The following is a 14,858-nucleotide window of genomic DNA, read 5'->3' on the forward strand; positions in this document are numbered from 1 at the left end:
TGGAAGATTTTATTCATTGTACCGCAACAACCTGTAGCGGCCAGTACGCTACTAATATATGGCCCAAAGGTGGTGGTGGCGATTATGGTCCAATCAGTGGAGGGTAAGACCAGTTAGGATTTGAAACATTAATCCATTCTTGTAGGAGCACAGCCAATGGCACTTATAAATTGATCAATCGCGCCGGTAAATGCCTGGATTCAGGAGGCGGAACTACCATGTGATTCTGGCCAGGTGGTCCAGTAAAGCATTGCGCCATGATATACCTGTCACTTTAATGAAAACTATATTTAACTAAACAAAAACGGCGTGAGTATATAACTCATCCGTTTTTGTTTAAACCATCCCCCCCATTTGACCCATTAAACCCCCTTGTGAGTTGTTGTTTTGCTCTACTTTCGACACACAGTTATAAGCGATTTTCCAAATATGTTTTGCACATATCATTAAATCAATTTAGTAATTATTAACCCCTTTATTTTTATAAGACAACGTCTTATTAAGATAATGAAATAATTGTAGGTGAAGAAACATTGCAAGGCATGAAGAAACGATAATAAATTATGAAAGACAATTATTTGAAAATCTGTTCTAATAGTATAAGGTTGGTTATAGCATTAATTTTTGTGATCCTGCTAAATGCAGCATTTCAGGCGGATGCACAAAGTAATGTGCGGATACTGTCCAATATAAATTATTGTGCTGCACAGGCCCAAAAAACATTAAACACCACTCCTGCAGGCAGTAATAATCTTCCCCGTAATATAGATAAAGGCAAAACAGACTGGCGTTATATAAATTATAAGGATTGGTGTAGTGGTTTCTGGCCCGGAATATTATGGTATTTATATGAAGGTACTCATGATCAAAAATGGAAAACAGCTGCAGATAAATTCACGCAGGAGTTAAAGCCGCTTTCGGAGCATAGCGGGTTTGATCATGACCTTGGTTTTATGGTATTTAACAGCTTTGGCAACGGTTACCGGTTAAATAAAAATCCGGGATATAAGCAGGTGTTGCTAAGATCGGCAGATTCATTGGCTACATTATTTAACCCGAAGGTGGGTACTATTTTATCATGGCCGGGAATGGTGAAAAAAATGAACTGGCCCCACAATACCATTATTGACAATATGATTAACCTGGAATTGTTATTCTGGGCTTCAAAAAATGGGGGCAGCCGGAATTTATATGATATAGCGGTTAAACATGCGGAAACTACCATGCATAATCATTTCAGACCTGATTATACTTCTTATCATGTAGTGGTGTATGATACGATCACCGGGAAAAAAATAAAAGGAGTGACCCATCAAGGTTATGCGGATAGCAGTATGTGGGCAAGGGGGCAATCATGGGCTATATATGGTTTTACCATGTGCTACCGCGAAACCCGGAAATCGGAATTTTTAGATTTTGCACAAAAAGTAGCCGACGTATATTTAAGCCGTTTACCTGCAGATCTGATACCTTACTGGGATTTTGATGATCCGGCTATACCAAATGCAACTAAAGATGCTTCGGCTGCATGTGTAACCGCTTCTGCATTGCTGGAATTATCAACTTTAATAAAGGATAAACCGAAGGCCCTGGTTTATCGGCAGAAGGCAGAAACCATGCTGCAAACGCTTTCTACCTTTGCATATCAAAGTCGTAATGTTAACAATGCTTTTTTGCTGCATTCTACCGGGCATTATCCTGCGGGAACGGAGATAGATGCATCAATTATTTATGCCGACTATTATTACCTGGAAGCTCTACTGCGTCTGCAGAAATTACAACAATTAAAAGTTTATAATCATCCTAAATCGCGTTAAATGAAGTATTTTCTATTGGTTATCGTTTCATTTATCGTTTTAGCTGCTAAAGGGCAAAACACGGTAAAAGGCTCTTCTATTAATTTACAGTCACCAGATCAAAACCTCACACTTAAATTTTATCAAAAATCATTTAGTGATCATAAAAGAATGATGTATTACGAAGTGAGTTATAAGGGTAAGGATGTAATAAAAGAATCGGCCCTGGGTATACAGATGGATAACCAGCTTTCAGAAAAGGCAATGGCCTTAAAAATAGATCAGCATAAAGACTGGTGTGAGAACCTGGAGATAAAGGGGATCAAAACAGTAACTCATGATACCATCTGGAAGCCGGTAAATGGCGAAAGCAGCCAAATAAGGGATCACTATAATGAAACAGATATCACATTGATAAAAGACGATAACCCGATATATGTGATGCATGTGCAGCTTCGGGTTTATAATGAAGGTGTGGCAATACGCTACTTCTTCCCGGAAAATGTAAAGGGAACCTATTATAATATAACCGCAGAAAATACAGAATTTAGCTTGCCCGCAGGCACACAAGCCTGGTTTGCCAACTGGGCGCAGGCACCTTATTATAAACTACCGTTAGTTAACTGGCCCGGAGAAAGCGAACGCCCCTTAACGTTAGAGTTGCCAAACGGTTTGTTTGCAACGCTCGCCGAAGCGCAAATGGTAGATTATGCCCGTACCAAATTTAAGTTAAGCACCACTAAGCTCAATACCATTATGACATCAACGTTTGGCGAAGCTCAACTGATATCGCCAGTATATACCCCCTGGCGGGTAATTATGGTGGCTGAAAAACCTGGTGATTTGATTGAGCATGATTATTTGATACTTAATCTGAATGAGCAAAGCAAAATACCCGGTAATACCGATTGGATAAAGCCAGGCAAAATTATACGTGTGATGACGCAAACCACTGCGGCGGCAAAAGCTAATATAGATTTTGCTGCCCGGCAAAACCTACAGTATATATTATTTGACTGGAAATGGTATGGACCGGCTTTCAGCTTTAATTCTGATGCCACAAAGGTTGCCATTCCTGATTTTGATTTACCAGGTATTATTCAATATGGTAAAGATAAAGGTATAGGGGTTTGGCTTTATGTTAACCAGCAGGCGCTGCTGGCTCAAAGCGACAGCCTGTTTTCGGTATATAGTAAATGGGGAGTAAAAGGAGTCAAGTTTGGTTTTGTACAGGTAGGGTCACACCGGTGGACTACCTGGGTAGAAAAGGCTATACAACAGGCAGCAGCCAGTCAGATGATGGTTAATATTCATGATGACTGGCGCCTTACCGGCGAACAGCGTACCTGGCCAAACCTGATGACGGCCGAAGGTATCCGCGGTAACGAAGAAATGCCGGATGCAACACACAATACTATTTTGCCCTTTACCCGGTACATAGCTGGCCCAGCTGATTATACGATTTGCTATTTCGATAGCAGGATAAAAACCACTCATGCCCATCAATTGGCCCTGGCTGCTATTTATTACAGCCCCATTCAAACCTTATTTTGGTACGATAGCCCATCGCAATACCATCAGGAGCCCGAACTGGCGTTCTGGAGCAAAATCCCCACCACCTGGGATGAAACAAGGGTGATACAGGGTAAGCCAGGCGAGTATATTACCACTGCGAGGCGGAAAGGAACAACATGGTTTGTAGGAAGCATCACTAATAATGAGGCAAGATCGCTTCAAGTGGCGCTTACATTTTTAGCACCGGGCAAAAGATATTCAGCTAAAATATATAGCGATGATCCTCAAATCGCTACAAGCACTCATGTGCATGTAACCAGCCGTATCGTCACTGATAAAACGGTTTTAATCACGCGTCTGCAGCCGTCGGGAGGTGAGGCTATATACCTGGAAGAAATTAAATAGGAATGCTCAACAATGGATTTTAAAGTAAAAGAGAATTTTGAGATGCCGATTAAAAATATATTTACTCCTTATATTTTAAGTGTTGACATCGGTGGTTCACATATAACTGCTGCGGTTTGTAATTATAAAACCAATACGATCATGGAACAAAGTCAGGTCAGGATTGACATCAATAGCCAGGGTTCCGCAGAAGATATTTTATTAGCCTGGAGTAATGTATTAAAGCAGGTGCGGGAAAAAACCAGCGTTCATATATCGGGTTTGTCCCTGGCTATACCGGGGCCTTTTGACTATGAAAATGGAATCTCCTATATCAAAGGCCTCAATAAATATGAATCCATTTATGGCGCTAACATTAAATACTACCTGGCTCATGCGCTGCAAATTCATCATAACCACATTAAATTCAGAAACGACGCGGAGGCAACTATAGCAGGTGAATGTATAGTGGGCGCAGGAAAGGAATATAGTAATGTAATTGGCGTTACCCTTGGAACAGGTTTTGGTTCAGCCCATTTTATAGATCGGGAAACCTGGGACTTAAATTTAGGCAGTTTGCCGTTTAAAGAAACTATTGCCGATGATTATTTATCAACAAGAGGATTGGTAAGACGATATTATGAACTATCTGGTAAAGTAATTGAAAATGTAAAGAAACTTGCTTCCATCGCTATTGATAAGGATCCGGTAGCTAAACAGGTATTTGAAGAATTCGCCGAAAACCTGAGCAATTTCCTGAAACCCCATATCCATAAGATATCTCCGGATTGTTTGATCTTATGCGGAAACATCGCGCTGGCTGCTGATCTTTTTTTACCATTCTTAAAGAATTGTTTAAATGAAATAAAAATAGAACTGGCACAGATGGGAGAGCATGCAGCACTCTTTGGAGCTGCTGATCTTTTCAAACCATTTGGTCAAACTATGGCTTCAGCAAAAAATAAAACCCGATGATCAATAAACCAGCATTTACCGAGAAGAAATTTATCGTGACCTTTGTTTTCGTCACCTCTCTTTTTTTAATGTGGGGATTGCTCCATTCCATGAGCGATGTGTTGAACAAACATTTCCAGAATGTATTGAGCGTTTCCAAATCGCAATCGGGACTGATACAGCTATCTGTTTTTGGCGCCTATTTTGTCATGAGTATCCCGGCCGGGTATTTCTTAAAAAAGTTTGGTTATAAACCAGGGGTTATTTTGGGCCTGATCCTTTTTGCTACCGGTACTTTTTTATTTGTGCCTGCGGCAAATGCGGCTTCGTTTAGCTTTTTTCGAATAGCATTGTTCATTCTGGGCTGCGGTATGGCTACGCTCGAAACCGTAGCACACCCTTTTGCAGCATCTTTAGGTGATCAGCGAACCAGTGATCAGCGTATCAACTTTTCGCAGTCATTTAATGCGGTAGGCACTATCATTGGCCCGGCGCTTGGCTCATATTTTCTGCTGCGTACCGCAGGTGAACACTCTACCGATCTGGCCTCTGTCAAATCGTTATATGTTGGCATTGGTTGTGTAATTGTATGCATAGCTGTCGCTTTTCTGTTTTTAAAAGTTCCGGTGTTAACAGATCCGCATGTTGCCCTATCAAAAACGGATGACGCCGATGCCATAAATGTAGATGTTGCACCAACAAAAAAACTATATGGGCATAAGCACTTTGTATGGGCAGTAGTGGCCCAGTTTTTTAACGTAGCAGCACAAGGAGGAACCTGGGCCTATTTTATTAATTATGGGCACGATGTGATGGGCTTTAGTAACGAAACTGCCGGTGGGTATATGAGCGTTTTTATGGCCATGATGGCTACGGGACGTTTTACAGGTACTTATCTCATGAGGTTTATAGCTCCTAATAAATTATTAGCCACATTTGCTTTAGGAAGCGTAGTTATGTGTGTTATTGTTGCCCAGAGCTGGGGATGGACGTCATATGCCGCCTTAATGATGATCAACTTTTTCTTCAGTATCATGTTCCCGACCATATTTAGTTTGGGTCTGAAAAATATGGGTGGACATACCCAACAGGCGTCTTCATTTATTTCTATGGGAGTAGTTGGCGGTGCATTCTTCCCGCTGCTGATGGGGCAAATAGCAAACCATGATGTGGCCAAAGCCTATTACCTGCCAATTGTTTGTTACGTGGTAATCTTTTTGTTTGGCGCTAAGTTTTATAAAGTGAAGCACTGATGCGGTTCCCATTTTACATATTAAGCTTAAGTCTGATTTTAAGTTGTCAGTTTGCCTGGGCGCAACAGGTCATTGTTAAACCTGTATATGATTTTTCCAGACTGGACATAAAAATTACCAGTTGGGTGGATAGCGGTTACTATAAAGGAGCATCTGTTATTGTAGTTAAAAACGGGCAGGTCATACATCAGAAATATTTTGGGAGTTTTACACCCGACGCAGTTGCTTATATTGCATCAGCCGGCAAGTGGCTGGCAGCGGCAACCATTGCGGCTGTAGTTGATGAAGGTAAACTTTCCTGGGATGATCAGGTGAACAAGTGGCTGCCCGAGTTTAAGGATGTCAAGGGCAAGGCGACATTGCGTCAATTATTGTCACATACGGCTGGTTATCCTGATTATCAGTCTGCAGGTAGTCATGTAGATAATTATCAAACACTAAAAGAATCAGTTGCTCATATTGTGGATTTACCAGCAGATACTTTACCGGGAACAAAATTTAAATATGGCGGTCTGGCTATGCAGGTAGCCGGTCGTATGGCCGAACTGGCAACCGGAAAAGATTGGGAAACCATATTTCAGGAAAAGATAGCCCAACCCTTAAAGATGAAATTAACTCATTTTACCCCGGTGAGCGATGTTGATGGGCAAAGCCCCATGCTGGGCGGTGGAGCGAGGACGGGATTACAGGATTATGCTAATTTCCTGAACATGATCAGTCATGATGGGATGTTTGAAGGGAAGTATATATTATCTGAAAAATCGATACAAGAAATGCAGGCCAATCAGGTTGGTGAAGCAAAAGTATCTCCGGGTGAATTTGTTGAAAAGGTACGCGCGACATTTCGCAGAGATATTTATGGTTTAGGTGAGTGGCGCGAGGAAGTGGACAACAAAGGAAATCCGGTGCTCATCAGCAGTCCAAGTTGGGCCGGTGCATACCCTTGGATAGATAAAAAATATCATGTTTATGGCTTTTTTCTGGCCCGTGTTGCAGAAATGAAAAACGGCTTTAATCCATTTTTATCCAGTCCGGTATTACCACTGCTGGTAAGAAATATACTGGAAACCTCCAGCCCGACCATAAGACATCAGCATAAACCTTAAAATGAGAAATGTAAAATATTTAGCGGTTATTACATCCGGGGGGGGGTAACTCTGTAAACTGTTTTAAAAATGACAAAGCAACACAAATTACAACACCGGGGTGGTGTATTGATTAATGAAATATAATATTGATGAACATAAAAACATTATTGCTGATAGGCACATTAAGCTTTTCAATTATCGCCTCAAATGCACAGGATATTAAAATTCCTGATCATATTGATCAGATGCATCCCCGTTTATTGACCAATGCTAAGACCGGCAAACAGGATTTAAAAGCATTGATTAATAAAGAAAGCTGGGCCAAAAGTACTTATGATGCGATTGAGAAAAATACAACCACCTATGTTATCCGTCATCAAACCGATAGTGCATGGATCGTGTCCAGATTACAGATGTACTGGAAGGAGCACTCTACCGATATATATATCAAAAATGGAGTCTATGCTTATGCAACGGGAAAAGCCCCGGTTCCAACAGTTCGTTTTACCGGTACAAGGGATGTTGCAACAGCCTATCTTACGCCAAAGCTGGAGGACGTTAAACCCTATATGGATGAGGAGGGTAAGATATACCTTCAAAACAAAACAGCGCCTGGCAAACCATGGGAATGGGTGGAGCAGTCAAAAACTGGTCGTATCATCGAATCTATCAATATCGGTATACTTAATAAAGCGAGGGATGCCGCAATGATCTATTGGTATACCGGCGATGAAAAGTATGGCAAATTCGCTTATGATATTTTCAATACTTATTTAACAGGTATGTATTACCGGAATGAACCGGTAGACCTGAATCACGGGCACGATCAAACACTGGTTGGCTTGTCTGCATTTGAAGTTATACATGAGGATGTGCTGGAACCGCTTACAGCCTGTTATGACTTTCTGTATGCGTATATTGACAAATACCATAACATCCGGAAAAGTATTTATGCCGATGCTTTTAAAAAATGGGCAGATATTATTATCAGAAATGGCGTCCCGTTTAACAATTGGGATTTAATAGAGGCACGCTTTGTATCAAATATCGCCCTGGTGCTGGATGACAATAAATTATATAAAGATGGCCACGGTTGCCAATACTATCTTGACCAGATATTGAATAAAACTCATACCCGCCAATGGGCATTAACAGATCTGCTGCGAAAAGGTTATGATCCTAATACAGCCATATGGTCTGAATGCCCTGGTTATTCGGTGAATGTTTTGGGAGATTTTACCGGTTTTGTTAATTTATTCGATAGAACCCTGAAAATAGATTTGCTGCCACAAATGCCGATTTTGCCTAAGGCGGTTTTAGCACAGGCTCAATACCTGTACCCCAATGGTTATAGCGTTGGTTTTGGCGATACGCATTATGGGCGTCTGCCTACCCGTGGCATGGAGGATATGATTCGTAACGCGCGGCTATATCACAAAACAGTACAGGAAGAAACATACACCCAGATGCTGAAAACGATACTGGGCATTGGGTATGAAAAGGGCCGGGGTGAGGTGAAATCTGCAGGTTTTAATTCATTATTTGGTAACCCTCCTTTAAAACTTTCGGAAAATGTAAAGCCAGGTAAAGTGAATGATTATTTAACGGCTACGTTCTGGTCGCCCAATGTAAGCTGGTTTGTACAGCGTAATGGGGTAGATGTAAAAAATGGATTAATGGTTTCCCAGGCGGGTTCATCCGGCAATCACGCACATGCCAATGGTATAGCTATGGAACTTTATGGTAAAGGTGTTATACTGGCACCTGAGGGTGGAATAGGTGGGAGTTATTTTCAAACCGATTATGCTGAGTATTACTCTCAGTTTCCGGCACATAATACTGTTGTGGTTGATGGCATTTCATCATATCCAACCATGAAGAGTAACCATTCGCTGCAATTAAAAGCCTGTTATCCCCAATCGGGTCGTTTAGATGGGTACTTTCCGGGTGTTACCTTTTCTGATGTTTATTTCCTGGAACCAGAAACCAATGCCGACCAGAACCGGTTGATGAGCATCATTCGTACCAGTGATACTTCCGGTTATTATGTAGATATTTTCCGTTCCAAAAAGAAGAGCGGCGGAGATAAGTACCACGATTATATTTATCATAACCTGGGCCAGCAGGTAATGCTTACCGATGCTTCAAATAAACTTTTAAAGTTAAAACCTACAGACAAGCTCACCTTTGCCAATCAGGAATTGATGGGTTATGATTATTGGTGGGATAAAATGTCTGTCAGATCAGATAATGATTTTAAGGCCAGGTTTGATCTTCAAATTCCCGGGAAACCTGAAATTATTATGAATATGTGGATGAAAGGTTATCCTGGACGGGAAATATTCAGCGTAAAAGCGCCGCCATCGCGTTCCTGGCGCAGTAATGAAATGATACCGGACAGTATAGCTAATATGCCCCTGCCAACTATCGTTGTACGTCAGGATGGCGAGGCCTGGAACCGGCCGTTCGCAGCCGTTTATGAACCAGCTAATGATATAAGCGGCAGTTCAGTAAATAATATCACTTCTTTTCAACCAGCGGGTAGTGATAGCACATTTGTAGGGATACAGGTACAAAGTAAAAATGGGTTCAATGATTACATCATAAGTGATGAAACAGATAAAACAACAACATATCGTGACCTGAAATTTAAGGGCTTATATGCAATAATCCGGGAAAATAATGGAAGACTTGACTATTTATTTTTAGGGAACGGGTATAAACTACAGAAAAGGGGGTATGGTTTAGAAGGTGATAATTCATCCTGTTCGGCGGCATTCTCAATCCAGTCGGGACAATTATTTTTCACTTCCAATCAAAAAATAAAACTCCAGGTCCCGGATGTTTATCCATCAAATCACTCGGTATCCCTTAAAATAAAGATTGATGGTATAACAAAGGTTATCGATGGAAACAGAAAAACAGTAGACGGAAACCCCGAAATTGAATTTAATATGCCAGAATCTCCAATAACATCAATTACCATTACAAGTAAATAGGCTGCAAATTGTTGATGAGTATTGACTTTTCTTACAGTATCAGATATTTGTATGTTCAAGCTAAACCGCAAGGTGAACTCGCGTCCCCCATCCCCCTTATTTGACCCCGCACACCCCCTTTTTTCCGTGGGTTGAAGTTTAATTTAGTCCAAATGATATTATCCGGTCGCTTATCTAAATCCAGGCGTAATGAAGAAAAGGAAAATCACCATTAATGACATTGCCAAAGAACTGAATATTTCTAAAACCTCCGTATCATTTGTTATCAACGGCAAAGCGCGCGAAAAAAATATAAGTATAAGCTTAGAGAAAAAAGTATTAGCCTACATTGATGAGATTGGCTATCGTCCCAATCATTTTGCACAGGGCTTACGTACCGGTAAAACAAAAATGATCGGGATGCTGGTGGAAGACATATCAGATCCCTTTTTTTCTGCCATTGCTCGCATGATGGAAGAAATAGCTTATAAAAAAGGCTACAAGATACTTTACAGCAGCACCGAAAATGATACGCAAAAAGCTAAAGATCTGATCGAGATGTATCGTATCCGCCATGTTGATGGTTATATCATTGCGCCTCCGCCGGGTATTGAATCGGAATTAAAGGAGTTGACAGATGATGGTTTTTTTGTACTGTTATTTGATAGAACATTGCCTGGATTGGAGATCAGCAGTGTGGTGGTTGACAATTTGGAAAGCAGTTATAAAGCGGTTAAACATTTAATTCATAATGGCTATAAAAATATAGCGATGATCACTTTGTTATCTGATCAAACCCAAATGCTTGACAGAAAATTGGGTTATATGCAAGCATTGGATGAAGTGGAAAAACCTTATTTGTTGAAAAAAATAGCTTATCATGATAAAAGAGAAAATTGTATCAAGGAAATTCAGGATTTCTTAATTGGCAATCAGGAAACCGACGCATTGTTTTTTGCTACCAATTACCTTGCTGAAAGTGGGTTGGAAACGTTAAGACTTTTAAAACGCCGCATCCCTGAAGATATAGGAATTGTAGTGTTTGATGACCATTATCTTTTTAAATTATTTACCCCATCTATTACTGTTATAGCTCAACCGATAAAGGAGATTGCAGAACAGGTAATTCATTTGATGTTAAAAAGTATTTCCGGACCCAAGGTTAAAAAAACAATTAAAACGGTGGTTATTCCCACATCACTTATGATCAGGGACTCTTCTTTATCTCAAACAAAAATAAGTAACAACTCCTGGATAAAAAGGCTGGTCAAAAATAAGTTCTGAGTGAAGAAATATCGAAAAAAAACACCTGCTGTTTTTCTTATAAAAGCTCCTTCAAGCTGATTTTTTCGAAGAAACAAGGTCAAATATCTATTATTCGATCATTCGGTGAAAAAGAGGATGTTTTTATTGATTTACCCCCGCTGTTTGACCCCGTACACCCCTTTTTATTTTTTTTCTACACTATACATTAGCTGCCGAATTATAAACAACTATAGATATCAGTACCTCTTGTACTGGTAATAAATCAATTTAGTAACCAATTTTTAATTTAAACTAATTTATGATGGAAAATTTTACTTTGCTATCAAGGTACAAAGCTTCGACGATTACCCTTTTTCTTTCCTTGCTGTTCTGCCTTAACTCTATGGCGCAGGACAAGACGGTAACAGGGAAGTTGATCGATGCCAAAACCCATGAAACTATTATCGGGGCAAGTATAAAAATCAAAGGAACCCAAGCGGGGACGGTGACCGATGTAACAGGTACTTTTAAGCTTAACGCTACACCCGGAGCAGTTTTGCAGATCAGTTATATTGGTTATCTGAGTAAGGAGGTAACAGTTGATCTGGACAAGCCTATGACTATTAGCTTAATGGCCAATAACAGTGATTTAAGTGAGGTAGTTGTAGTTGGTTATGGCACACAGAGAAAGGCTACACTCACGGGGGCGGTAGCTACTGTGTCATCTAAAGTTTTTGAAGACAGGGGGCCAATTAACAATCCGCTGTCGGCTTTACAGGGGCAGGTACCGGGAGTGGTTGTAACCCGTACTTCAGCACAGCCGGGAAGAGAAAACTGGAATTTTCAAATCAGGGGAGCAACATCTACTAACGGGCAGGATCCCTTGATCATATTAGACGGGGTAGCTTTGTCCAGTAATGCCGAATTAAATTCCATCAATCCAAATGATATTGACAATATCTCAGTTTTGAAAGATGCTTCTGCATCCATATATGGAGCCAGAGCGGCTTTTGGGGTGGTTCTTATTACCACTAAAAAAGCAAAGGCTGGTAAAATGGTAGTCCAATATGATGGCTCTGTTTCCAAAAAGATACTTGGTTTACAGCCTACGCTTATCAATGATAAACAATGGGGCGAAGGGCTAATGCAGGCATTAACGAATGATAATTATGGTGTGGCGCCCACCAGTTACCTATGGTACCAATTAGCAGCTCTGGCTGCTAATCCACCTGCTTCGGGTTATATTGATATTACCAAGCTACCTGGTTATGCCGGTTCCGCCAACGGCGTATTATACAATGGCGTGCCACTACCTTCTTTTGGAGATGTTAAGGATTTTACCTTTTTTGATACCAACCAGCAAAAGATTTTATGGCAGAATGCAACTTCGACCCAACATAACCTAAGTTTTTCTGGCAGGACCGAAAAGGAGGGCTATCGGGTATCATTGGGTTATTTAAATGATGGAAGTCAGCTGCGGTGGGGAACAAACGGGAACCAGCGATATAATTTGAGGTTTAATAATGATTATACCTTTAGTGATAAGGTTAAGCTGGAAACTAATATATCACTGGAAAGAAACAGCATACAACAACCATCCCTGTATAGTTATAATGGTTATAGTGCGCTTAGTGAATACGCGCAACCCGGTATGCCGGCCTTTACTTCACAAGGCCAGCCTTATGCCTGGGGAACTGTTTTTAGTGCAGCGGGGGCAGCCAGGGATGGAGGGGCTAATTTAGAGGTTAATACCAGGGCGTTGCTTAACAGTACACTCACCTATAATTTTGCCAAACACTTAACCTTTACCGGTGTAGCCGGTTATAACACCTGGTTTCAGGATAGCAGGATACAACAAAAACAGGTTCAGTATTATAATTATGCCGGTAATATCCTGGTGCAAACCTTACCGTCCTCTGGCGGAAATGATAATGTTAATAATACCTGGTATCAAAGGATGAATACAACCGAGCCTTTTTATAACCTGATTGGCAGGGTTGCGTACAATAATACCTTTAACAAAATACATGATGTAGGTTTAATGATCGGAAGCTCTTATGAAAGGGATGAATTTAACTCTTTTGTAACCAGGACTTATAACCTGAGCAACGATGCTATTCCTTCGTTGGGACTTGGTTTAAGTAATGGAACGGCTGGTTATGTAACCAATGGGGAAACTCAGAACCATTATGCATTGGGATCATATTTTGGCAGGGCAACTTACGCCTATAAAGGCAAATATTTATTAGAGGCCATAGGACGGTACGATGGGTCTTCTAAATTTATAGCAGACAACAGATGGAAATTTTTTGGTAGCGTACAAGGTGGCTGGCGAATCATTGACGAAGGTTTTATGAAAAACCAGAAGGTTGTTGATGAACTAAAATTGCGGGTTTCTTATGGAACAACTGGTAACCAGGGAGGGATAGGATTATATGACTATATCCAATCGTTAGCGGTTAATTCAACCGGAGCTTTGCTTGGATCAGGGCCAGCAACTACGGTAACCACATCAGGAAACCTGGTATCCTTAAACAGAACCTGGGAAACTGTAAAAAAGAAAAATATAGGCCTGGATTTTGGTTTCCTGCATAATCAATTAATGGGGAGTTTTGATATATATCGAAATGAAAATATTAATATGCTGCTGGGACAAACCTATCCTGGTGCTTTGGGAGCCGGTGCGCCTGCCTCTAATATCGGTGACTTGAAATCATGGGGCTATGAAGGTAGCCTTACCTGGAAATCAAAAATTGGAAGTGTTTCCTATAGTATTACCGGAACAATAACAGATAACCAGAACAAACTGGTTCACTATGGCGGAGCCAATGTACTGAGTGCCGGCTTTAATCCAACTGTAGAAGGATACCCGCTGAACTCTTATTTTGGATTAAAATACGATGGCCGCCTGCAAACCCAGGCACAGGTTGACGCCTACAATGCAAAATATGCGCCATCAGGCAGTACCAACAATATAAATTTGCCTGTTCCAAGTCCTTTAGCCAATCCCGCTGGTCAGGTTTCTGGTCTTCGGCCAGGTGATAACACTTTCAAAGATGTAAACGGCGATGGTAAATTAAGCATAGGTACAAGTACTACTGATCCTGGCGACCTGGTGTATCTGGGCAGCAACGATCCGAGATATAGTTTTGGTTTGAATTTGGGATTGCAGTGGAAAGGATTTGACTTTTACACCATTTTTCAGGGAGTTGCCAAAAGAACGATCTTCCGGTCAGGTAATATGCGGATTCCTTATAAGTCCATTTACCAGGGACAAAGTGATGAATACGTAGGTAATACATGGTCACCCGCTACTCCGGATGCTTATTATCCCAATTTACATTCGGCGCAGAATAATGGTATCAATACTTACAATTTCCAGATATCTTCCTGGTCGGTTGAGAATGGCGCCTACATACGTTTAAAGAACCTGGTAGTTGGGTATACGCTCCCCAAACAATGGCTTGAAAAGAGCGGGGCTATCAGGGGACTTCGGATTTACTTTTCAGGAAGTGACTTATGGGAGCTAACGAAAATTCATGACGGTTGGGACCCCGAAGTAACAAGAACAGTTAGTGGTAATGAGAGATTCCCTTTTTACCGGTATGTAACGCTTGGAGCTAATGTTACTTTCTAAATTTAATT

At 40.9% G+C, this 14,858-nt stretch carries 8 protein-coding genes; all 8 read left to right on the forward strand.

What is annotated here, in order from left to right; genetic code table 11:
- The first annotated feature begins 563 nt into the window (after positions 1 to 563).
- Positions 564 to 1,817, forward strand: coding sequence for a glycoside hydrolase family 88 protein (locus SNE25_RS11265; RefSeq protein ID WP_321565203.1), 1,254 nt, complete (start codon positions 564 to 566; stop codon positions 1,815 to 1,817).
- Entirely contained in the window at positions 1,818 to 3,716 is a 1,899-nt protein-coding gene (locus SNE25_RS11270) for a glycoside hydrolase family 97 protein (protein WP_321565204.1), read from the forward strand.
- Between the two features lie 12 nt (positions 3,717 to 3,728).
- A complete protein-coding gene (locus SNE25_RS11275) occupies positions 3,729 to 4,670 on the forward strand; it encodes an ROK family protein (RefSeq protein ID WP_321565205.1) in 942 nt (313 codons plus the stop codon).
- Positions 4,667 to 5,902 carry an L-fucose:H+ symporter permease gene (gene fucP / locus SNE25_RS11280; RefSeq protein WP_321565206.1) on the forward strand — a complete coding sequence of 412 codons (1,236 nt, stop codon included), beginning with the start codon at positions 4,667 to 4,669 and terminating at the stop codon, positions 5,900 to 5,902. Before SNE25_RS11275 ends, fucP begins: the two co-directional genes overlap by 4 nt.
- A complete protein-coding gene (locus tag SNE25_RS11285) occupies positions 5,902 to 7,008 on the forward strand; it encodes a serine hydrolase domain-containing protein (protein ID WP_321565207.1) in 1,107 nt (368 codons plus the stop codon). Before fucP ends, SNE25_RS11285 begins: the two co-directional genes overlap by 1 nt.
- Positions 7,009 to 7,139: 131 nt before the next feature.
- On the forward strand, positions 7,140 to 9,989 hold the full coding sequence (locus tag SNE25_RS11290) for a heparinase II/III domain-containing protein (RefSeq protein WP_321565208.1): 2,850 nt from the start codon (positions 7,140 to 7,142) through the stop codon (positions 9,987 to 9,989).
- Between the two features lie 189 nt (positions 9,990 to 10,178).
- A complete protein-coding gene (locus SNE25_RS11295) occupies positions 10,179 to 11,252 on the forward strand; it encodes a LacI family DNA-binding transcriptional regulator (RefSeq protein ID WP_321565209.1) in 1,074 nt (357 codons plus the stop codon).
- A 280-nt stretch (positions 11,253 to 11,532) separates the two neighbouring features.
- Positions 11,533 to 14,850, forward strand: a complete 3,318-nt coding sequence (locus SNE25_RS11300) for a SusC/RagA family TonB-linked outer membrane protein (protein WP_321565210.1) — start codon at positions 11,533 to 11,535, stop codon at positions 14,848 to 14,850.
- Positions 14,851 to 14,858: the final 8 nt, after the last annotated feature.

The organism is Mucilaginibacter sabulilitoris, from assembly GCF_034262375.1.
Classification (GTDB): domain Bacteria; phylum Bacteroidota; class Bacteroidia; order Sphingobacteriales; family Sphingobacteriaceae; genus Mucilaginibacter; species Mucilaginibacter sabulilitoris.